General features: G+C 65.8%; 16 protein-coding genes. 5 read left to right on the forward strand and 11 right to left on the reverse strand.

From position 1 onward, the window contains the following. Nucleotides 1-5: 5 nt before the first annotated feature. The 11 genes from M2650_RS09615 to M2650_RS09665 form a co-directional block, all read right to left on the reverse strand. Entirely contained in the window at nucleotides 6-1,202 is a 1,197-nt protein-coding gene (locus M2650_RS09615) for a glycosyltransferase family 4 protein (RefSeq protein ID WP_249473708.1), read from the reverse strand. Between the two features lie 160 nt (nucleotides 1,203-1,362). Next, nucleotides 1,363-2,622, reverse strand: coding sequence for a hypothetical protein (locus M2650_RS09620; RefSeq protein WP_249473709.1), 1,260 nt, complete (start codon nucleotides 2,620-2,622; stop codon nucleotides 1,363-1,365). Continuing rightward, nucleotides 2,600-3,907: a lipopolysaccharide biosynthesis protein gene (locus M2650_RS09625; protein WP_249473711.1), complete on the reverse strand. Its 1,308-nt coding sequence runs from the start codon at nucleotides 3,905-3,907 to the stop codon at nucleotides 2,600-2,602. The genes M2650_RS09620 and M2650_RS09625 overlap by 23 nt, the downstream gene beginning before the upstream one ends. Nucleotides 3,908-4,179: 272 nt before the next feature. Continuing rightward, on the reverse strand, nucleotides 4,180-5,415 hold the full coding sequence (locus M2650_RS09630; protein ID WP_249473712.1) for a right-handed parallel beta-helix repeat-containing protein: 1,236 nt from the start codon (nucleotides 5,413-5,415) through the stop codon (nucleotides 4,180-4,182). 273 nt (nucleotides 5,416-5,688) lie between these two features. Beyond that, the gene (locus M2650_RS09635; protein WP_249473713.1) at nucleotides 5,689-6,783 is read right to left on the reverse strand and encodes a right-handed parallel beta-helix repeat-containing protein; all 1,095 of its coding nucleotides are present in this window, start codon (nucleotides 6,781-6,783) and stop codon (nucleotides 5,689-5,691) included. Next, on the reverse strand, nucleotides 6,780-8,195 hold the full coding sequence (locus M2650_RS09640; RefSeq protein ID WP_249473715.1) for an asparagine synthase-related protein: 1,416 nt from the start codon (nucleotides 8,193-8,195) through the stop codon (nucleotides 6,780-6,782). Before M2650_RS09640 ends, M2650_RS09635 begins: the two co-directional genes overlap by 4 nt. Nucleotides 8,196-8,234: 39 nt before the next feature. Beyond that, nucleotides 8,235-10,490, reverse strand: coding sequence for a polysaccharide biosynthesis tyrosine autokinase (locus tag M2650_RS09645; protein ID WP_249473716.1), 2,256 nt, complete (start codon nucleotides 10,488-10,490; stop codon nucleotides 8,235-8,237). Between the two features lie 98 nt (nucleotides 10,491-10,588). Then, nucleotides 10,589-12,433, reverse strand: coding sequence for a UDP-N-acetylglucosamine 2-epimerase (locus M2650_RS09650; protein ID WP_249473720.1), 1,845 nt, complete (start codon nucleotides 12,431-12,433; stop codon nucleotides 10,589-10,591). A 277-nt stretch (nucleotides 12,434-12,710) separates the two neighbouring features. Beyond that, the gene (locus tag M2650_RS09655; RefSeq protein ID WP_249473723.1) at nucleotides 12,711-13,145 is read right to left on the reverse strand and encodes a low molecular weight protein-tyrosine-phosphatase; all 435 of its coding nucleotides are present in this window, start codon (nucleotides 13,143-13,145) and stop codon (nucleotides 12,711-12,713) included. Between the two features lie 53 nt (nucleotides 13,146-13,198). Continuing rightward, nucleotides 13,199-14,098, reverse strand: coding sequence for a patatin-like phospholipase family protein (locus M2650_RS09660; RefSeq protein ID WP_249473726.1), 900 nt, complete (start codon nucleotides 14,096-14,098; stop codon nucleotides 13,199-13,201). Further along, entirely contained in the window at nucleotides 14,098-15,069 is a 972-nt protein-coding gene (locus M2650_RS09665; RefSeq protein WP_249473729.1) for a helix-turn-helix transcriptional regulator, read from the reverse strand. The genes M2650_RS09660 and M2650_RS09665 overlap by 1 nt, the downstream gene beginning before the upstream one ends. Before the next feature lie 126 nt (nucleotides 15,070-15,195). Here M2650_RS09665 and M2650_RS09670 point away from each other — a divergent pair, with 126 nt between their 5' ends. From M2650_RS09670 to M2650_RS09690, 5 genes are all read left to right on the forward strand, one after another. Beyond that, nucleotides 15,196-15,873 (forward strand): LolA-like protein, encoded by a 678-nt coding sequence (locus tag M2650_RS09670; protein ID WP_249473731.1) that lies wholly within the window; start codon nucleotides 15,196-15,198, stop codon nucleotides 15,871-15,873. A 194-nt stretch (nucleotides 15,874-16,067) separates the two neighbouring features. Next, nucleotides 16,068-19,178, forward strand: a complete 3,111-nt coding sequence (locus M2650_RS09675) for a molybdopterin oxidoreductase family protein (protein WP_283254644.1) — start codon at nucleotides 16,068-16,070, stop codon at nucleotides 19,176-19,178. Then, nucleotides 19,175-19,399: a hypothetical protein gene (locus tag M2650_RS09680; protein ID WP_249473733.1), complete on the forward strand. Its 225-nt coding sequence runs from the start codon at nucleotides 19,175-19,177 to the stop codon at nucleotides 19,397-19,399. Before M2650_RS09675 ends, M2650_RS09680 begins: the two co-directional genes overlap by 4 nt. Beyond that, on the forward strand, nucleotides 19,396-20,280 hold the full coding sequence (locus M2650_RS09685; RefSeq protein ID WP_283254645.1) for a 4Fe-4S dicluster domain-containing protein: 885 nt from the start codon (nucleotides 19,396-19,398) through the stop codon (nucleotides 20,278-20,280). The genes M2650_RS09680 and M2650_RS09685 overlap by 4 nt, the downstream gene beginning before the upstream one ends. A 192-nt stretch (nucleotides 20,281-20,472) precedes the next feature. After that, a complete protein-coding gene (locus M2650_RS09690; protein ID WP_249473736.1) occupies nucleotides 20,473-21,432 on the forward strand; it encodes a dimethyl sulfoxide reductase anchor subunit family protein in 960 nt (319 codons plus the stop codon). Nucleotides 21,433-21,503 lie beyond the last annotated feature (71 nt).

The raw sequence follows: 21,503 nt of genomic DNA on the forward strand, positions 1-21,503 counted from the left end.
GCGCGTCAGGCGACATGCCGCAGCGCTTCCGCATCGTCAGGCTTGAAAGCGCTGTCGTCCGGCAACGGCACCGGCAGAAGTTCGTTGTAGACGTCGATCGTCCGCTGGATGACGTTGCGCTGGTCGAAGTGCAGCAATGCGCGGTCGCGCGCGCGGCCGCCGAGCCGCCGCAACAGCGCGCGATCGTCGTCCAGCCGCGCCAGCGCCGCAGCCAAGGATTCCGCGCTGCGCGGCTGCACGTGCAAGCCATCGACGCCGTGTTCGGCCACCACCTCGCGGCAACCGGGCAGATCGGTGGTGACCAGCGCCAATCCGCTGGCCGCGGCCTCGATCAGGCTCTTGGGCACGCCTTCGCGGTAATAGCTGGGCAACGCCATCACGTCGGCCCCGCACATCAGTGCGGGCATATCGTCGACATGGCCAAGCCACTTCACCGTGCCCTGCTGCTGCCAACGCTCCACTTCCGCCCGCGGCACCGAGCGCGGGTTGCCCGGATCGGGCATGCCCGCGAGCAGGAATTCGATCTCCCGGCCTTGCTGGCGCAGCATCGCGGCCGCAGCGGCGAATTCGCCCACGCCCTTCTCCCACAGCAGTCGCGCCGCGAGCAGCACGCGTAGCGGACGCCTGATTTCCGAGTCGCGCGGGGTCGGGCAGAAGCGGTTCGTATCGACGCCCGAACTGCGGATCAGACGGATCTTCTCGGCCGGGGCCAGCCGCAGCGCGACGAACATCTCGACGTCGTCGGGGTTCTGCAGGATCGTGCGCGAATTGCCGTGCCCTAGTGTGCGGCGCATCAAGCCGCTGACGACCGGCCGGAGCGCGCGCGCCTTCATGCGGTCGCTGGTGAACACGTAGCCCATGCCGGCCACCGCATTGACCACGGCCGGTATTTTCGCCATGCGCGCGGCCAGCGCGCCGTACACCGCGCACTTCACCGTGAAGTTGTGCAGCAGGTCGGGTCGCTCCGCGGCTAGCAGCCGCACCAGCGCGCGCAGCACCAGCGTTTCGCGCACGGGGTCCAGGCTGCTGCGGTTCATCGGCAACTGCCGCCATGCGATCCCGTGCTCGGCGAAACGCGCGCCGAAATCGCCCGGCGGCGACACCATCAGGACCTCGGCGCCGAGCGACCGCAGCCGCAATGCCGTCGACAGCCTGAAGTTGTACAGATACCAATCGGTATTCGCGAAGAACGCTATCTTCATCGTGATCTGCAGATTCTCCGTAAGGTGTGGACGGACGATCGCCGATGCGGTGCCGGCAGTCGCAAGGGGCCCGATTCTAGCCGGCGCATGCGACAGGGAATGTTAGAAAACATTTCTCCGTCGCGATCGGGTTGTCTGCGGTTCAAGAACCTAAAGCCTGTCATGTGCTCATCGCCGTACTCGCTGTTGCGGCATCGTCCGCATCCGCGCTTCCCCGCAACGAACGCCTGACGTTCGCGACGGTGGGCGCGGTCGCGAGCAGCAACGACGGGAATGCCAGGAAAAGCAGGAAACAGGAAGCGTAGCGAATGCCGCTTCCGGGGTTGTAGATGCCGAACGGCGCGTACGACACCAGGATGACGAGCGTGGCGGGCAGCCATCCCAGCACCAGGATTCCTCGCGACGGCCCGCGCGGCGCCTTGAACAGCGCCACGTAAGCCGAATGGCAGAGCACACCGAACACGACCAGGCCCGCGGCCAGGAACGGCAGCATGACGGGCCTCGCGAGCACCTCCGCGGGCGTCGGGCCGATAAGCGACAGCGGCAATATCCACCACAGGCCGCTCAGCAGATCGCGCGTCGTCTGCAGGTCGACCCAGGTACGGGTGGTGGCGGATGCCACCGTGAAATAGCTCCTGGCCAGCGGAAGGATCTCGTTGCTGATGTAGTCGTCGATATACGGCCAGGCCAGCAACAGGCCCAGCGCCGCCAGCGACACGAAAAACAACGCCTGTATGCCGATGCTCAAGCGCAAGCGCGGGCCCCACGCGTACAGAAGGTAGATCAGCAGGAACAACGCGATGCCGATGCCGAACGCTGCGCGGATATAGATCATCCCGGCCACGCAAAGCGATGCGATCAGGACGCGGAGCATGCCATGGCGTCGATAGTGGCCCAGCACCGCTCCCATGAAATAGGCGAGCAGGCCCACGAACAGGGATTCGCGCCCGGTGACGGAAGCCCATACGCCGAAATTGGGATTGAGGAGGATCGCCAGCAGCGGCCATCGATAGCGGCCGCGGATGTCGCCCTGCGCGACCAGATAGCAGACGCCGCTGGCGGCGAACAAGGAGAACGCCAGGTGCACCAGCACATCGGCGCCCAGCACGGACCGCAAACCGCCGGCGAGTCGTGCGATCAGCAGCGTGCGGCTCTGCGAGTATTCGTCGTATCCGCCGGTCAGGTACGCCTCCGCGTCGCCTAGCTGGCTGTAGCGGCTGTAGACGTAGACGGAGAACAGCGTCCATCCGGCGAAGATCGCCAATACCACTGCGCGCTTGAGCGGGGCGCCCGCGGACGCGGAGGGATGCGTCGTCTTCGTCCGATACTCCGGGATTGCGGTCATAAACGGGACTTCCTGGCCGGCGGCGATCTCGTCGCCGAGCGCGGGCGGCGCGCTAGCCGCGATCACTATCGTCACCGGCTCGTTGAATTCGGGTGAAACGGCGTACGCCGTAGTACGTGCCCAGCAGCAGTATCGTTTCGGCGGCGACGGTGGCCCACGCTGCGCCCAGGTCGCCGTAGGCGGGGATCACCAAGGCATTGCCGGCGACAGCGGCAACGGTAGCGAACGCCATCGCATACACGCGGAAGCGCATGTGGTTCTCGGTCAGCAGCGCCGAACCCATCGACGTGGAGAGGAAGCGGATCGGCGGACAGAACGCCAGCACCATCAGGATCGCCACCACGCGCTGATAGCGTTCGCCGAACACGAGCGGGACCAGCCAGGGACCGAGCAGCACCAGCGCCGCGCTCACCGCCAACCCCAGCAGGAACATGGCGACGTTGCCCTTGCGGTATACCAGCTGGAACTTCGGCTTGTCGTGCGCGGCCCATCGGTGCAGTTTGCCCTGCAGGAACTTCTGGTAGATCGTGGCGGGTATGAGGTAGATCGCGGTCATCACCGCCAATGCGATCGCATACATGCCGGCATGGCTATCGCCCTGCAGGTATTTGAGAAGGATCGTGCTGATCTGGAAAAAAACCGGATACAGCGCCGCATACACGCCGTAGGCCCATGCTTCTGACCATACCGCGCCCATGCCGGGGCTTGCGGCGGCCGGCGCTTCCGATTCGCTTCGCGGCCCATAGCCGACCAGCGAAATCTCGCCGCTGAACATCGCCCGCATCTGCGGTATCGCGGACAACGCGACCAGCAGCGAAATCGCCCCGTAACAGAGCGCGACGAGTTCCCCCGACGGCCGCGGCACCACCAGCAACGCGATCGCCGCCAACAGGCGGCTGCCGGGGATCACCATCTGGTTCAACGCCATCCGCCCGAAACGGTTTTCCAGGCGGTATTTGTTGCTGACCAGGTTGACGGCGAGAACGCTCAACACCACCGGCACGAGCACCAGCAGGCTGAAGCGCGTGCCGTCGTGCGGCGCGCCCGTCAGCGCCCATGCGACGACGACGGCCAACGCCGCCAGCGTCGTGGCCAGGATGAAAGCCATCGACGGCTTCAGCCAACGCCGCGCCTGCCATCCCTCGACGCCGTAGACCTTCAGGTGGAATTGGGTCAGTCCGAAGCCGGCCAGCGGCGCGATCATCGTGACCGTGGCCAACGACGATGCGAACAAACCATAGGCATTGGGCCCCATCTGGCGCGCGAGCAGCGCCTGGGTAAGGAATACCATCAGCGCGCCGACGGCCGTGGCGACGCCCAGCATCGAAACGGTCATCGCCGCACGGCGCCATGCGGTCATGCTCACGGGCACCGTCACGCACAGGCCTTTTCGATGCGCGCGCTTCGCCGGAATCCCGGTTGCGGGTTGGAAGGCGGAATGACCATGCATCACGTTGTTGCCGGACAATCGGCTGACGTTAATCGCGACTGCCTGATTCCAATGTGACGGACCGCTGGCGCGATTCCCGAACCGTTAATCCTGATGCTTGTATTGGCCGTTCCGCCGAACTGCGCATGGCGCCTGGGCGGCGATCGCGAAGCCGCCCCGGCGATGCGGGGCGGCGCGCGGAGTCAGCGGTAGTAGTTGGTCGTGATCCGGATGTCGGAAACTGCGCCCTGGATCAGGATGTCGCGTTCGATCGCCGGGCTCCAGCCCGACATCTCGAACGGCGTTCTGGTGACCGTGCCGAGCCGGTTGTAGTTGCCGTACGAGGTGTTCTGGCTGATCTGGCAGTTCTTGGTTCCGTCCTGGATGAAGATGCCCGTCGCCGAATTGTTGCGGATGGTGCTCTGGACGATGTAAGTCGCCGTCGCGTTGCGCGTGACGATGCCGCAACTGCCGTTGTTCTCCACGATGCAGTTGCGGATGGTCACGCCCTGCGAGCCCTTGTAGAGCAGCATGCCGTACCTGGCGTTGCCGCGGACCAGGCAGTTCTCGAACAGCACCTTGTACGAGGTGTTGCCGTTCTCCGGCTCGATGTCGATGCCGCACTGGGGCGTGGCGCCGTTGCTGTTGCTGAATTCCGAGTCGTAGACCTTGAGGTCGTTCACGTAGCCGATCGACATGGCCTGCCGCCGGTTGCCGGTGCTGACGATGTTGGCCACGAAAACGTTCGAAGAGCGCTGCGCGGGCGCTTGCCACATGTCCGCGCCGGCGACGACCAAGCCGTCTCCCCAGCATTTGGAGATGTGCGTGTCGCGGATCGTGACGTTGCTGGACCCGCGAACGAAGATGCCGTGGCCCCACTCGCCGGTGGTGCCGTTGTGTCCGCTGCGTTCGCCGATGATCTGGCCGCCAGAGATCTCGACGTCCCGCACCTTGTTCACGTACAGGATGTTGTACCTTTCCGCGCTGTTCGGCTTGGCGACGATTTTGGCGTCCTGCGCCAGCTTCAGATGCATGTAGCTGCGCAGCTTCACGGAAGTCACCGCGTCGATCCGGTACGTGCCGGCCGGAACCTCGACCGTGCCGCCCGCCGACGGCAACGAATTGATCGCCGCCTGGAACGCTGCGGTGTCGTCGGCGACGCCATTGCCGACTGCGCCGTAGTTGCGCACGTTGCGCACCGTGCTGCCGCGCTGGCGGGAGGGAAGCGTGTAGCTGGAGGCCGTCGCTGCCGAGCCCGCAGCGGCCAGGGCCGGTCCTGCGATGCCGATCAGCGCGGCCGGCAGCGCGATCGCGAACGATTGGCGCAGGAAATCGCGGCGGCCGATGCCTGCCCCGGATATCGCTTGCGCAAGATCGCTTTTCTTATTGTTCTTATTCGGATCATTTTCCAGGGCGTGGATATCGTCGAACAGCCGCAATTTTTGTCTCCTTCATCAGTTCGTCACTTTTTTAAACCTACCGCATCCTGTCCGCTCGGACCACCTCAGCTGCGCGCATTTGTGATATCCGAATCAATTTTTCGATAAACCGTTCATCGCGCGCCCCTATTCAAGTTCATGACTACGCAGCGGATCGAAAAACGCGTCCGCGTATTCAGTTGCAGATGAATCTATGCAAGAGACGGATTCAGGAAGCTTCAGACGGGCATTACGACGGAAAGATCACGTCGATGCGGAACGCGCTTCGCGCCGTTATTCGAACTGATTGTTCGATTCGATGCGCACAGCGACGCTGTCGTCGGCCGTGCGTATCTGCTGTTTGCCGCCCTGCAGATTGCCGACGAACCGGTTGCCCGCGATGCGGACGTTGCGCGAGCCGGCGCGCAGCGAGACGCCTCTGGACCCGTTGTTCCGGATCTGGTTGTCGACGATGACGCAGTCGATCGCGGCGAGCCCCAGGATGCCGTCTCCGCGATTGCGTTCGATGGTGCATTTCCTGATCGTCACTTCGGCGGCGCGCTTGTAGAGTTGGATGCCGGGCCCGCGGTTGCCGCGCACCAGGCAATTCTCGATCAGGATGTCGCGCGCGACATCGGTATCGGGCTCGATATCGATGCCGGCGGCGGGCGGCGTGCCGCCGGTGCCGCTGAATTCGCTGTCGCGCACGACAGCGCCGCGATAACTGCCTAAGGTCAATCCTTGGCGCCTATTCCCGGTGCAGACAACATCGGCGATCAGCAGATCGCGGCCGGGCGTGGACGACCCGCCCTTGAAGATGACGCCGCCGGCGGAAATGCCGTCGCCCCAGCAGCGGGAGATGTGGATATCGCGGATAGTGACGGCAGTGCAGCCGCGGACCCTGATGCCGTGGCCCCACTCCCCACCCGTGCCCAAATGGGAATCGCGATCGCCGACGATGCGCCCCCCGGAAATCTCCACGTTCTCCACCTGCAGCGCCAGCAGCACATATGCGCGCGTCGCGGCATTGGGCTTGGCCACGAGCTTGGCCGCATCGTCCATCGACAGGTGCATCCGGCTGCGCAGCTTGACGCTGCGCGTCGGGTCGATCAGATAGGCGCCTGCCGGCACGTATACGGTGCCGCCATCCTTCGGCAGGGCATCGATGGCGGCCTGGAACGAGGCGGTATCGTCGCTGACGCCATCGCCCTTGGCGCCGTGGTCGCGCACATCTATCCGCGCATTGCCGCGCACTCTGGGCGCAGCGGCGACGCGGGCGATGGCGGGCAGCGCGCCGCAGACCGCAGCGAACGCGGCCAGGCTCAGCAGCCCGCCCATGAAATCCCTGCGCGAGCCCAGGCTCGCGCCTTCATCGCCGGGGCGCTTCATGGCGCGGCAGCCGTCGAAGCGCCGTCGCGGCTGCGGCAGACCACCCACGGCAGGACGACGGCCAACAAGTAGAACTTCGAAGCGTGGTACTTGTTGTCCAGGCGGCGGCGATTCCTGTCCAACCAGGGCGTGGCTCCCGGCAGCAGATCGGCGGCCTGTTGCGCATAGCTGCGCACCTGGTCGAAGCGCTGCGCGGCCAGGCCGCGCAGGTCGAAACGAAAGCTGCCCTTGTTGCGCACGTAGGGAAGATCGCCGAAGCGCGTGGCGATGTGCTTGCGGATCAGCATCTTGTTGACACGCGTTTCCGGATCCACTTTCTGGTCCCGCGGCACTTGGTGATGCACCCAATCGCGCAATGCGCGATCGCAGAAGGGATAAGCGGCGTGCAGCGACAGGGCATGGGCGGCATACAGGCCCTTGGCGAAAGCGCCCGCGGAGCCCGCGATCGACATCGACATGTCGCGCCATTCCCAGGCGCTGGTCGCCGAATCGATTTCGGCGGTGAACAGCGCCAGGCGCGCGCGCGACAGGCTCGCCATGTCGCGGCCGAACAGACTGTCGACTTCGCTGTCGGTGAAGCGCGAGCCGGGGAAGACGCGCTCGATCGGATTCATCTGCAAAGTCCCCAGCGCGAAGCACAACTCGAAGCTGCGGTCGATCAGCGGAAGCTCCGCGACGCGATCGGGCAACCGCATCTGCCGCGCCAGCCGCGCCAGCAACCGCTGCTGCCGGCTCACCGGCGTGCCGAAGTAGCTGTCGGCGCCGAGACCGTCGATGACGCCGTCGCCGCCCTGCGCGGCGATCTCGGTCGCCAGGTCCATGTACGACAGCAGCGCGAAGTCGGCAGTGAGCAGCGGCATGCGGTGCACGGCCGCCAGATAACGGTCGTAGGCGCGGCCCGGATCGCAGACCAGCGCTTCGTGCCGCAGCCCGAGCTTGCGGGCGACGAAGGCCGCCGATTCCAGCTCGTTCTCCTCGCGGCCGCCTAGGTAGGTGACGCAGGTGGCGTCCGGGCGAGCGTCGGCGATCGCGATCGCCAGCGTGGTCGAATCCTTGCCGCCGCTTTGCAGCAGCCATGGCGCCCGCGCTTCCGCGCACGAGTTCGTTACCGCTTCGCACAACAAGCGATGGTAGACGCCGACCCAATCCTGGTCCTGGCTGGCGGTTTCCGGAACCTCGCCCGCGTTGCGGAATTTGAAGCGGAATTCCGGCGCGGTATGCATGTCGTGCTGCGGGCAGAAGCCGAACGTCACCAGCTTCACGCCTTGCAGTATCGAATGCGGCGGGTAAACGAACGCGTTGCGCAACAGGTCGGCCACCGACACGGGGTCGACCTGGCCTGGCCCGGCGGCGCCGGGCGCAAGCCCGGAAAAATCGGGCTTGCCGTAGTACGGGGACATGGTGATCTGCATGCGGTGCCTTAGGGCCTGTAAGCGTTGTCGGGATAAGCCCTAGTGCGTCGGCGAGGGATTGCGCGCCGGCAGGTACTCGTAATAGCTGTAGGCGTATTGGCCGGCGCCGCGCTTCTGGACGCCATTGAAGATCGCGCCCTTCACCTGCACGCCGTTCTGCTCGAGCCGCTGCTTGGCCAGCGCGATCTCGCGCTGCTGGTTGAGGCCCCAGCGCACCACCATCAGGCAGGTGCCGACCTGATGGCCGATCACGGCCGCATCGGTGACCGCCAGCACCGGCGGCGTATCGATCACCACGATGTCGTAGCACGGCGCCAGCTTGTGCAGCAGCGTGGCGAAGTTGGCGTTCATCAGCAGCTCGGAAGGATTGGGCGGCACGGCGCCGCGCGAAATGAACGCCAGGCTGTCGGTGCCGGACACGCGGCGCAACGCTTCGTCCAATCCGATGCGTCCGGAGATGAGTTCGGACAGGCCGCCTTCGGCCTTGACGCCGATGGCGTCGTGCAGCGTGCCTCGGCGCATGTCCGCATCGATCAGCAGCACGCGCTGGCCGGCTTGGGCGATCGTCACCGCCAGGTTGGCGCAAACGAAGGTCTTGCCCACGCCCGGGCTCGGCGCGGCGATCATCAGAAGGTTGTTCCTGGTTTCCAACCGCGCGAAATGCAGGCTGGTGCGCAAGGTGCGCAGGGCTTCCATGGCCAGGTCGGTCGGCGCGCTCAGCGCCAGCAGGCGCTGGCGGCCTTCGCGGCGGAAATGGCGCGGATGCACGGCCAGTTCGCGTCCCTTTTCGCTGAACGGAATCGATGCGTATACCGGCAAGCCCAGCAACTCGATGTCGACCGGATCTTCGACGCCGCGCTTGAACATCTGCCGCAACAGCACGATCGCGACCATCAGCAAGGCGCCGAGCGCCGTGCCGCCGGCGATGACGGGTATCGGCTTCGGCCACGCCGGACTGCCCAAGTTGACCGCTGACGGATCGATCACGCGCGCATTGCCGACGGCGCTGGCGCGCGCGATGTTGAGCTGCTGCGCCTGGTCGAGCAGGTTGGCATAGGTCTGGTTGGTGACCTCCACGTCGCGGCTGAGCCGGAACAAGCCCTCCTGCGTATCGGGCAATTGCCGGATGCGCCCCTGCAATGCGCCTTTTTCGCTCTGGAACTGGCCGATCTGCTGCTGCAGCGCCTTGTAGGCCGGATGCTGCGGCGTGTAGCGGCTGGCGAGTTCGGTCATCTGCATGCGCAGCTGCTGGATGCCGGTATCCAGCGCGATGGTCTGGTCGAGGAGCGCCTTGTTCTGCAGGCCCACATCCATCGTCTGGGTGCGGGACTGGAAATTCTTCAGCGCCGCCTGGGCCTTCGCCAGTTCGCGGCGCACGTTCGGCAGCTGCTCGGTGACGAAGGTCAGCCGCTTGGCCGCTTCGGCGGAATTGCGCGCCACGTTCTGGCGCACGTAGGCCTGGGTGACCTGGTCCAGCACTTCGCGGGCCAGCACCGGGTCGGTGTTGGCGTAGCTCAGCGCGATGACGCCCGAGCTCCTGCCCTGTTCGGTCGCGCTGATTTCCTTCCTCAGCGTATCCATGATCGCGATCGTGTTCATGCGCTTGATCTCGAAGCGCATGCCGGGATTGGCTTCCAGCGTCCGCACGAGCAACTTGACGCCCTGCGCGGCGACGACTTCGCCCACCCGTCCTTTGGCGAGCAGATTGCCGTTGCCGTCCGACAGCGTGTATTGGCCGCGTTCGCGCGCGGTCAGTTGCAGCGGCACGTCGACCAGGTTGGCGGGCACTTCGAATTGCGCGATATCGAGCCGTTCCCCGCCCCAGCCGTAGCGGTTCAGGCCCAACCACGGCTCGGACAGCGTTCCGGGCTGCAACTTCTGGAACTGCCGCGCGACGATGTCGCCGACCAGCGGGAAACGCAACGGCTGGACTTCGATATCCAGGCGCAGGTTCCGCAACGCCTCGCCGAGCACGCGGCGCGACGTCAGCAGCTGGATTTCCGTCGTCGCGGGGGCCTCTTCGGCCATCGGCGGCTGCATGCCGGCGCGCGCGCTCAAGCCGGGAAAAGTGGGCAGACGGCTCTCGACCTGCACCACCGCATTGGCCTCGTATTTCGGCGTCGCCAGCAGCACGTACGCCACGCTGGCGAGCAGGAACAATGCCGTTCCGAACAGGATCAGCCGCTTGTTCTCGCCCAGCGTGGTCACCAGCGACGGAAGATCGATATCGTCTTCGCGCATCGCTTGCGGCGCCTGCGGCGGCGGTTCCATTCTCGTGATCAGGGGGCTAGACATGTTTCTTCACCGATGGGAGTAGAGAGGAGCCGGCGTTACGCCAGCGATCGCGCGCGCTCGTCTTCGGCCGCATCCGGGAACGGCGGCGGCCTGGGACGTCATAACGCTTGCGCGCCTTGCATCGCGGCGGTCGGTGGCGAGCCTGCGTACCGCACCGGCGGGGTTTGATCATCGGGTGCGGCGCGCAAGCCCGCCAAAGCTTCGACGATGCGCCCGCAGGCATCGCTCTGGTCGCTGTCGGCCACCAGCACGCGCTCGACGGGCACGCCGTCTTCGATCAGATGCCGGCCGGCGGATGCGTTGCCCGTCACATGCAACGACGCCAACGTGCGGATGACTTTGCGGCTGGCTTCGTCGGGCACGCCCGGAGCGTCCGTGTCGTCCGCGGTTTCGGTATCGATGCACACCACCGGAATCTGGTGGTAGTAGGCGACCAGGGTCGTCGCGAACGAAGCGGCGGCGGCGCCGGGCACGAGCACCATGTCCGGTTGCACTTCGCGCAGCACGCGCTCCATGCCGCTGAACGCCGCGGAGCCGATTTCGATCGGATCGCGAGCCGGCTCCACGGGATCCGGCATGCGGCCCAGCGGCATATCGAGCACTTGGACCGCAGCGTCCGGATCCTGGCCCGAGCTCGCGGCGACGCATACCGTCGGCCCGAAACGTTCGTCCTGAGACAAGCGCTGGGCGATGGGCGCGATCTTGTCCGCATCGGCCTGGTCCGCGAGCACCCACAAAGCCTTCAACGGGCTTTGCGACGAGTCCGCTTCCGCGGCGGCCGGCGCGTCGACGGCGCCGCCGTTACCGCGTTCGCCGGAGGCAAGCGACGGTTCCCACGCCTGCGCCAACGCGCCCTCGCCGGCCACGATGGCCGCAGCGCGTTCGGCCGTCGCAGGCCGCAAGCGGAATGGCGCGATCAGCCGCACGAACATCTGCGGCAGCCACAACACGTAGGCCACCAGCGTCGCTGCGAACGCCGCTGCGCTCACCAAGTGCGGCAAGCCGCGCAAGACATAGCCGAACGTCGCCAGCAGGACGCCGGCGGAGACGATGGCCGCCAGAGCGAGGCGCGGAGAATAGCCGGCGTCCAGCAGCAGATGATGGAGATGCTGCCGATCCGGCTTGAAAGGCGATCGCCCGAGGCGCAGGCGGCGATACATCACCGCGAACGTGTCCATGATCGGCAGCGCCACGCACCACAGCACGTCGACCGGCGCCAGCCGCGCCACATTGCGATGGCTCAGGAAGACCAGGCTCCATGCCAGCAGGAAGCCGATCAGCATGCTGCCGGCGTCGCCCATGAAGATCTTGCGTCCGTCCGGCCACCCCAGGTTGACGAAAAGGTAGGGGATCAATGCGGCGAACAGCACCTGCAGCAGCAACAGCACGCTGGGCACCGACCAGCTGGTCTGGTCGAAGAACAGGATCGCCGCGATGCTGACCATCGCCATGGAAGCGGCGAGGCCGTCGATGCCGTCGAGCATGTTGAAGGCGTTGATCAAGCCGATCACCGCGACGATGGTGAACGGCACGCCCAACGCACCCAGCGCCAAACTGTGCTCGCCGAGCTTGAGCCCGAGATCGTCGACGTGGAATCCCGATGCCGCGATCACCAGCGCCACGACGCCAGCCTCCGCGAACAGGCGCGAGCGCACGCTCAGGTCGCCGAAATCGTCGACGAGGCCGATCAGGACGATCAGCACGCCGCCGGCCATCAGGCTCATCACGAAGCGATCCAGATAGCCGAGGTAGCTCAGTCCCACCAGCATGCCGGCGAAGATGCACAGGCCGCCGATCAGGGGGATACGGCCGCGGTGGAGCTTGCGCCCGCCCGGCTTGTCCACCAACCCGAAGCGGCGCGCAACGGGCCGTATGGAGAAGATGGCGAACAATGTCACGGCCAATGCGATGGCGCTGGCTGCGACCAGTTTTGGATCATCCATGCGTGCCTCGGAGGCTGTTTTATTAGTTGTTGGAATCCGTGTGCATCCGCACGTACAACAACCGTCCCCCCGGGCGGTCGAATTTCCTTATGTGGAGTAAACGAATCACTTGCTGCGCCTCGGCGTTACCGTTAGGCCGAAGCGAATTTAGTGATAGCAACCTGATGAAAAGATGAAGAACTCAGCTTCAGACTGCTGAATAGGTGCAGCGCATGATCGATCCGTTCGCGCATGAGTGCGCCGTTCATGAACGTCGTCTAACGCTGTAACGCATGCGTCAGACGCGCGAAATCCAATCGTCCATCGCGCTGTGTATCATGTCGTAGGCGCGTTCGAATTCGTCCAGCTTGCGGCCGTACGGATCGGGAATGTCGGCGCCGTCCCGCCACCTGCGCAGTAGGAATATTTTCCCGCTCGATTGCGGCGACAGCGCGCGCAACGCGGCCATATGGCGTTTTTCCATCGTCAGCACGATGTCGGCGCGGTCGATCAAAGCCTGTTCGATCTGCCGGGCGATGTGCGCTTTCGCGCTCAATCCGTGCGCCGCGAGCACCTGTTCGGCCAGCGGATCGATCGGGTTGCCGCGCAAGGCGGCGAGCCCGGCCGAACCGACGGCGAAGTCGCGGCCGGCCAGGCGATGGCGCAGCAAGGCTTCGGCCATGGGGCTGCGGCAGATATTGCCTACGCACACGATCAGCGCGCTTTGGATCATCGCGCCATGCTAACCGCGCGATCCTTGCGCCGGCGTCGAGAGTCCGGTCAGGTTCAGTAACCGGCGGCGTCCAACGCTTTCTCCGCCTCTATGCGGCCGAGCTCGATCATTTCGCCGGCGCGCCAGAATTCGTAGAACAGGCAGGCGTCGCGCGGGATGCGGATCACCAGTTCCGGCGGATCCAGCGCGAGCTGTATGCGTGCGATCTGCGCCTGCATGGTGTCCAGCGAACGCGCCATGATCTCGCTCAGGCCGATCTCTTCGCCCTGCTCCTCGCGCATGCGCCGCCGCAGGTGGCGCTCGACCCAGGCGGTGAAACGGTTCTCGCGCGCCGGCGCATCGGCTGCTACGGCAGGTTGGCCGGGCGGTTTTTCCGGCCAGCCGTGCATGTCGACGGCGATCAGCCGGTGCGCATCGGACAAACGCGTGGCCGCGATCGGCAACGGCGCCAGCAATCCGCCATCGACCAACTCGCGTCCGTGCACTTCGGCCGGCGTGAACAGACCGGGAATCGCGAACGAGGCGCGGATCGCCTGCCACAGCGGGCCCTGCCGCAGCCACACTTCGCGCTGGCGCAGCAGGTCCACCGCGACGGCGACGTAGCCGATCGGCAGCGTTTCGATCAGCGGATCGCCGACCACTTCGCGCATCGCATCGATCAGCCGTTCGCCACGGAACAGGCCGTTGCCGCCCAATGCCGGATCGAGCAGGCGGATGAAATCGCCGCGGTCCATGGCCACCAAGCGTTCGCGGTACTCGTGCAGCTTGCCCGCGGCGAAGATGCCGCCGACCAGCGCACCGCTGGACGAACCGGCCACGGTGACGATCTCCATGCCGCGCGCCTCCAGCGCTTCGATCACGCCGATCTGGGCCAGGCCGCGCGCGCCGCCTGCGCCCAATGCGAGCGCGACGGGTTCGCCGCGGCGGATCTTCGGGGCTTCCGCCGCCGCCATCAATCGCGGTCGTACTGGCTCAGCGCCAGCGACAGCAGCGAGCGCACCTGTTCGCGCAGCGACTTGGGCTCGATCACCTCGGCGTCGCTGCCGTAATGCAGCACGTCCATCAGCAGTTCGCGCGAGGTGCCGTAGGGGATTTTCAGTTCGTAGCGGCCGTCGGGCAGCCAGCGGCCCTGCTGCATCGAGTGCCAGTGCTCGTCGGCCACCCAGCGCGCGGCCTTGGGGCTGAACACGATCGTGGCCCAGCCTTTGGGCTCGCCGGAGAAAATGCCGTAGCTGGACGACAAGTGCTGATCGAGCTGGTCGTCGCCGATGTCGAGCGCGGCTTCCTCCAGCACGCGCGCGTTGCCGATGCGGTCCACCGAGAAGCTGCGCAGCGCGTCGCGTTCGTGGTCCCAGGCGTCCAGGTACCAATTGTCGCGGTAGTGGGTGATGCGCTGCGGCGAAACGGTGCGCCGCGTCTTCTCATCGGTGGAACGCGCGCGGTATTCGAACGCCAGCCGCTTGCGTTCCAGCACCGCCGAAGCGGCGGTGCGGAAGGCGTGCTCGTCGGTGCGGCGGGTGCGGTGCGGGATCACCCGCACCCTTTCCACCGGCCAGCGCTTGCCGCCGGCATGCTCGGCGAGCAGGCCTTCGATGCGCTGGTGCAGCGGCGCCAGCGCACTCGACAGCACGCCGCCGCCGGTGCGCGCCAGCAGTTGCTGCGCGGCCAGCAGCGCGTGCAGTTCTTCCGAACTCAGCCACAGGCCGGGCAATTCGAAACGGCTGGCTTCGCCGGATTCGTAGCGGAAACCCGCTTCGCCGTCGCCGACCACCGGCGCCATCAGCGCATCGCGCAGGAAGGCCAGATCGCGGTAGACGGTGGCGCGCGAGCAGCCGAGTTCCTCCTGCAGCCGCGGCACCGTCACCGGGTATCGCGCGGACTTCAGGATGCGGTGCAGGGCGTTGATGCGCTCGTAACGGTCCATGGGCGGATTATGCGGCTTCTTCGGCGTCGTGGCGGCGTCTGTCCGTCACAATGCCGCGGCTACGTTCTCACCAGGGATACCGGGCCGGGACCGGCCCGCCGAGCCGCTCTCCCACAAGGAACCCACATGCGCCGCAGCCTTCCCGTCGTCCTGCTCGCCTTGTCGCTGATCGCCGCACTGGCCGCCTGCAAGCAACAGCCCGCCGCACCCGCCGCCGATGGCGCGCCCGCCCCCGCCGAGGCGCAGTCGACGGCCGCCGCGGTCGCGGACAAGCTCAACCCCTTGCCCAGCGCCAAGGACGAGATCAAGGCCGCGATGGACGGCTTCCTGGACGTCAAGAGTTTCCACGCCACCATGAACATGACCGGCGCCGCGATGCCGGGCGGCGGCATGACAACGGAGATGGATTTCGTCGCCCCGGACCGCTATCGCATGCAGATGCCGATGGGCACCCAGGTGATCATCGGCGACACCATGTATATGAGCGTGCAGGGCCGCTCGATGAAGATGCCCATGCCCAAGGGCACGCTGAGCCAATGGCGCGACCCGGCCAAGCTGGCCGAGAGCCAGGCCACGCTGACCGTCGAAGCGCAGGGCCGCGACACCGTGGACGGCATCGCGGCGCGCAAGTACCTGGTGCATAACACCCAACCCAAGCCGACCGATGTGACCATGTGGATCGGCGAAGACGGTCTGCCGGTGCAGATCCGCCACACCAGCAGCGAGGAAGGCAAGGCCGCGGACGTCACGATCCGCTATACGCGCTTCAACGACCCCTCGATCAAGATCGACCCGCCGCAATAACACCGTCGCCCTTGCTGTTTCCCCCTTTGAAAAAGGCGGATTAAGGGGGATTTGCTCTTGCCGTTGCTGTTGTTGTGGACCCAAGATCAAAAGCAAATCCCCCTGCCCCCCTTTTCCAAAGGGGGGAACAGCAAATTTCAAAGGGGAACAGCAAGAGCACCACGCGCGTGCCGCGCGCAGGCACAATACGCGGCATGCCCGCGCCCGCTCCCAAAGAGCCAGCCATCAACACCTCGCCCTCGCCGGGCGACGACGTCAAGACGACCACGTGCTACATGTGCGCGTGCCGCTGCGGCATCAAAGTCTGGCTCACCGACGGCAAGATCCGCTACATCCAAGGCAATCCCGCGCACCCGGTCAACCAGGGCGTGATCTGCGCCAAGGGCGCCTCGGGGATCATGCAGCACTACTCGCCCGCGCGGCTGGACAAGCCGATGCTGCGCGTGGGCGAGCGCGGCAGCGGCGAGTTCCGCGAGATCGAGTGGGAAGAAGCGCTGCGGATCGCGACCGGTTGGCTGGCGCCGATCCGCGAACGCAATCCCGACGAGCTGGCCTTCTTCACCGGCCGCGACCAGTCGCAAGCGCTGACCGGCTGGTGGGCACAGCAGTTCGGCACGATCAATTACGCCGCGCACGGCGGGTTCTGCTCGGTCAACATGGCCGCAGGCGGGCTGTACACGCTCGGCGGCAGCTTCTGGGAATTCGGCGAGCCCGACTGGGAGCATGCGCGCTACTTCATGCTGTGGGGCGTGGCCGAAGACCACGACTCCAATCCGATCAAGCTCGGCCTGGGCCGGTTGAAGGCCAGCGGCGCCAAGATCGTCGCGGTCAATCCGGTACGCACCGGTTACGGCGCGATCGCCGACGAATGGATCGGCATCCGCCCGGGCACCGACGGGCTGTTCGCGTTCGCGCTGATCCACGAATTGCTGCGCATGGATCGGATCGATCTGGACTATCTGGTGCGGTATGCGAATGCGCACTGGCTGGTGGTCCGCAATCCGGGCGGTGCGGACGATGGATTGTTCGCGCGCGATGCCGAAGGCAATCCGTTGTGCTGGGATCGCGACGCCTCAACTCCTCCCCTTTCGCGCAGCGAAGGGGGAGGTTGGGAGGGGGTAAGCCAGCTGCGGCAAGACTCTCCGCAAGCGAAAGGCACCCCTCCCCAACCCTCCCCTCCGCTACGCGAAAGGGAGGGAGCTCAAGCAAGCGCCGACGCCATTGGAATTTCGCCTGCAGTCGTCGGCGAATTCACCCTCGCCGACGGCCGCCGCGCCGTGCCCGTCTTCCAACTGATCGCAGAACGCTACCTCGATCCGCAATACGCCCCGGATGCCGTCGCCGAACGTTGCGGCATCCCTGCCGACACCATCCGCCGCATCGCGCGCGAACTGGCGCAGGCCGCGTTCGAAAGCAATCTGACCCTGCCGATCGCCTGGACCGATGCCTGGGGCCGCGAACACAAGAACATGGTCGGCCGCCCCGTGGCGATGCACGCGATGCGCGGCATCAGCGCGCACAGCAACGGCTTCCACACCTGCCGCGCGCTGCATCTTTTGCAACTGCTGCTGGGCGCGGTGGACGCGCCCGGCTCGTTCCGCTACCAGCCGCCGTTCCCCAAGCCGATCGCGCCGCCCAACCGGCCCGGCAAGACGCGCAAGGACAACGGCGCGCTCGATGCGCCGCCGCTGGGCTTCGTGCATGCGCCCGAGGACCTGCTGGTCGATGCGGACGGGCAGCCGCGCCGCATCGACCACGCGTTTTCATGGCGTTACCCGCTGGCCGCGCACGGCATGCTGCATACCGTGATCCGCAATGCGCATGCCGGCGATCCGTATCCGATCGACACGCTGCTGATGTTCATGGCCAATATGAGCTGGAACTCGGCGATGAACACCCGCGAGACCATCGGCTGGCTCACCGACAAGCGCGACGACGGCGAATACCGCATCCCGCGCATCATCTATTCCGACGCGTACGCATCGGAAATGGTCGCGTACGCGGACCTGGTGCTGCCGGATACCACCTATTTGGAACGTCACGACTGCATCAGCCTGCTCGACCGGCCGATCTCCGACGCCGACGGCGCCGCGGATGCGATCCGCCACCCCGTGTTCGATCCTGCCACACAGCGCGAAGGCCGCGACGTGCGCGGCTTCCAGTCGGTCCTGCTGGATCTGGGCGCGCGGCTGGGCCTGCCCGGCATGGTGCACGCCGACGGCTCGCCGCTGTACCGCGACTACGCCGACTACATCGTCCGCCACGAACGCGCGCCTGGCGTTGGCCTGCTTGCGGGTTGGCGCGGCGCTGACGGCACGCAGCACGGCAAGGGCGCGCCGAATCCGGAACAGATGCGGCGCTACATCGACAACGGCGGCTTCTGGCGCGAGGAAATTCCCGAGCATGCGCGCTATTTCAAGATGGCCAACCGCAGCTATCTGGAATGGGCGCAGCGTTTCGGCTTCGTCGGATCCACCGAACCGATCGTGCTGCAACTGTATTCGGAAACGCTGCAGAAGTTCCGCTTAGCCGCGCAAGGCCATGGCGCTGCGCAGCCTCCGGACGAGCAGCGCGACCGCGTGGCAACCTACTTCGATCCGCTGCCGATTTGGTACGAGCCCTTTGAAGGTGCGGAAATCGACGACATGAAGCCCCTCTCTCACCGGGAGAGGGGTTGGGGTGAGGGTTCGGAGAACGACGGTGCTCCGGCTTACGACGCTTCTCCGAACCCTCATCCGCCCTTCGGGCACCTTCTCCCGAAGGGAGAAGGAAAGAGCAAATTCCCGTTGTCGGCCATCACCCAGCGGCCGATGTTCATGTACCACGCCTGGGGTTCGCAGAACGCGTGGCTGCGGCAGATCGCGGCGCGCAATTACCTGTACCTGCATCCGGACACCGGCGCCAAGTACGGCATCGCCGATCTGGATTGGGTGGCGCTGAGTTCTCATCACGGCGAGATCACCGTGCAGGCCAAATTCGCACGCAACATGCAGCCGGACACCGTGTGGAGCTGGAATGCGATCGGCAAGCGCAAGGGCGCCTGGCGATTGGCGAAAAATGCGCCGGAAGGCGAAAAAGGCTTCCTGTTGAATCACCTCATTTCCGACAAGCTGCCCAAGAGCGATTACGCGAATGCCGATCCGGTCACCGGCCAGGCGGCCTGGTTCGACCTGCGCGTCGCGATCCGCAAGGTCGACGGCGCGGCGATGGAATCGCAGCCGCAATTCATGCCGATCTCTTTCGGCGAAGGCGACGAAAAGCCGCTTCGCTACGGCGCGCAGGCGCGTAAGAAGGCGCACGGATGAAACGGTTGCTCGGATTGGCCGGATGGGCGGTAGTGGCGCTCGGCGCAGGCATAGCCGTGTTTTCGCTCTGGGCCCTGCTGGACCCCGCGGGCGCGCAGCTATCGGACGACGCGAATCCATTCGCGGATCCGCCGTCCACCGGCGACCTGATCGTGAGGCTGGCGGGAGGCCTTGCCATTGCGGCATCGGGACTCTGGCTGATAGCGAGGGGCGAACCATGACTGCGCTGCCCCCGCCGTCGAAGAAGAAACTCGGCCTGGTCATCGACCTGGACACCTGTGTCGGCTGCCATGCCTGCGCGACCAGTTGCAAGGAGTGGAATTCCGGCGGCATCGCCGGGCCGCTGACCGACGAGAACCCGTATGGCAAGGATCCGTCCGGGGTTTGGTTCAACCGCGTGCACAGCTACGAAGTCGCACCGTTGGCTTCCCTTCTCCCTTCGGGAGAAGAGCCTGCCCCGGACTCGATCCGGGGTGCCCGAAGGGCGGATGAGGGTTCGGAGTACGACGTCCGCTTGAACGCCGTCGCTTCGCCGAACCCTCACCCCAACCCCTCTCCCGGAGGGAGAGGGGCTATAGCAGCCGCGCAACCGGCGATGACGCTGCATTTCCCGCGCAGTTGCCTGCACTGCGAAACGCCGGCCTGCGTCACGGTATGCCCCACCGGCGCCAGCTACAAGCGCGCCGAGGACGGCATCGTGCTGGTCGACGAAGACAAGTGCATCGGCTGCAAGCTGTGCAGCTGGGCCTGCCCCTACGGCGCGCGCGAGTATTCGGCGGTCGAAGGCGTGATGAAGAAATGCACGCTGTGCGTGGACCGCATCTACAACCAGAACCTGGAAGAGAGCGAACGCCAGCCGGCCTGCGTGCAGGCTTGTCCGACCAAGGCTCGGCACTTCGGCGATCTGGGCGATCCGGAATCGAAAGTGTCCAAACTGGTGGCCGAACGCGGCGGCGTGGCGCTGATGCCCGAATTGGGCTACCAGCCGGTCAACCGCTATCTGCCGCCGCGGCCGCGGCGCGCGGGCGATGAAGGCGCGGCCGAAAATCCGTCAAAAGCGGCGTCGCCGTTGCATTGGTTGGATCGGATCCTGAAGCGCTAAGCCGATCACGCTTGCAGGTTGCTGTTTGTGGGGGCTTTTAAGCCGCCATTCCCGCGAAGGCGGGAATCCAGTGACTTTCCGTTCGCATTTCCAGTACTTTGTCTTCTGAAACAAGAAGCCAAGTCGCTGGATTCCCGCCTTCGCGGGGAATGACGGCCTTGAAGCAACGGCAAAGCAGGAAGTCGGAATCGCATGCACCCCGCCCTCTCCGTCATCTTCTTCACCACGCTGTCGGGCGCCGGCTACGGCCTGCTGGTCTGGCTGGGGATCTCGGTCTCGATGCTGCAAACGCGCGGCAGCATGGCACCGCAACTGGCCTCGATGCAGTTGATCGCCGCGGCGCTGGCCATAGTCCTGGTGACGGTAGGCCTGCTGTGCTCGCTGGGCCATCTGGGCAAGCCGCAACGCGCCTGGCGCGCGATGTCGCAATGGCGCACTTCATGGTTGTCGCGCGAAGGCGTGCTGTCGCTGCTGACCTATCTGCCGGCGATGGCGATGGTGTTCCTGTTGTGGCGCAACGAAAAATCCGCCGACGCTGCGGCGCTGCTGGTGATCGTCGGCATGGTCACCGCCATGCTGGCGCTGGCGACGATCGCCTGCACGGCGATGATCTACGCCTCGCTTAAGCCGATCCCCGCCTGGACACATCCGCTGGTGCTGCCGGGCTATCTGCTGTTCGCCCTGCTCGGCGGCGCGGCGCTGTTGTTCCTGCTGATGCTGTGGCGGTTGCCCGACGCCCAGGCGGCAGGCGGGCTGTCGAAGATCCTGGCGGTGCTGGGCGTGCTGGCCGCGCTATTGAAGCTGCTGTACTGGCGCGAGACCGACCGCAGCGACCCGCGGCCGGCCCGCGGCGCGGCCGTCGGTCTGCCCGGGCGCGAGGTGGAAGTGTTCGAACGCCCGCATACCGAGGCCAACTTCATCACCAAAGAAATGGTCTTCGTGGTCGCACGCGAGCATTCACGGCGGCTGCGCCGGCTAGCGCTGGGCCTGTTCGCCGGGGTGCCGGTGCTGGCGGCCGTGGCGATAGCGCTCTGGCCCAAAGCCGCCGCCGGACTGTTCCCGCTGACCGTGGTCTGCATGCTGGCTGGTACCTTCGTCGAGCGCTGGCTATTCTTCGCCGAGGCTAAACACGTGGTAAGCCGCTACTACTGATCCGGTCCAGGGCCTTGGGATCGCCGCGTTTTGGCTGCATAATGGGCATGTAAACGTTTACATTCAAGGAA

This window comes from Luteimonas galliterrae (assembly GCF_023374055.1).
GTDB lineage: Bacteria > Pseudomonadota > Gammaproteobacteria > Xanthomonadales > Xanthomonadaceae > Luteimonas_C > Luteimonas_C galliterrae.

Excerpts from the sequence above, each read along its gene's own strand:
- M2650_RS09615 (WP_249473708.1), bottom strand. The coding sequence starts at position 1,202 with ATGAAGATAGCGTTCTTCGCGAATACCGATTGGTATCTGTACAACTTC.
- M2650_RS09625 (WP_249473711.1), bottom strand. The coding sequence starts at position 3,907 with ATGACCGCATGGCGCCGTGCGGCGATGACCGTTTCGATGCTGGGCGTC.
- M2650_RS09635 (WP_249473713.1), bottom strand. The coding sequence starts at position 6,783 with ATGAAGCGCCCCGGCGATGAAGGCGCGAGCCTGGGCTCGCGCAGGGAT.
- M2650_RS09640 (WP_249473715.1), bottom strand. The coding sequence starts at position 8,195 with ATGCAGATCACCATGTCCCCGTACTACGGCAAGCCCGATTTTTCCGGG.
- M2650_RS09645 (WP_249473716.1), bottom strand. The coding sequence starts at position 10,490 with ATGTCTAGCCCCCTGATCACGAGAATGGAACCGCCGCCGCAGGCGCCG.
- M2650_RS09650 (WP_249473720.1), bottom strand. The coding sequence starts at position 12,433 with ATGGATGATCCAAAACTGGTCGCAGCCAGCGCCATCGCATTGGCCGTG.
- M2650_RS09655 (WP_249473723.1), bottom strand. The coding sequence starts at position 13,145 with ATGATCCAAAGCGCGCTGATCGTGTGCGTAGGCAATATCTGCCGCAGC.
- M2650_RS09660 (WP_249473726.1), bottom strand. The coding sequence starts at position 14,098 with ATGGCGGCGGCGGAAGCCCCGAAGATCCGCCGCGGCGAACCCGTCGCG.
- M2650_RS09665 (WP_249473729.1), bottom strand. The coding sequence starts at position 15,069 with ATGGACCGTTACGAGCGCATCAACGCCCTGCACCGCATCCTGAAGTCC.
- M2650_RS09670 (WP_249473731.1), top strand. The coding sequence starts at position 15,196 with ATGCGCCGCAGCCTTCCCGTCGTCCTGCTCGCCTTGTCGCTGATCGCC.
- M2650_RS09675 (WP_283254644.1), top strand. The coding sequence starts at position 16,068 with ATGCCCGCGCCCGCTCCCAAAGAGCCAGCCATCAACACCTCGCCCTCG.
- M2650_RS09680 (WP_249473733.1), top strand. The coding sequence starts at position 19,175 with ATGAAACGGTTGCTCGGATTGGCCGGATGGGCGGTAGTGGCGCTCGGC.
- M2650_RS09685 (WP_283254645.1), top strand. The coding sequence starts at position 19,396 with ATGACTGCGCTGCCCCCGCCGTCGAAGAAGAAACTCGGCCTGGTCATC.
- M2650_RS09690 (WP_249473736.1), top strand. The coding sequence starts at position 20,473 with ATGCACCCCGCCCTCTCCGTCATCTTCTTCACCACGCTGTCGGGCGCC.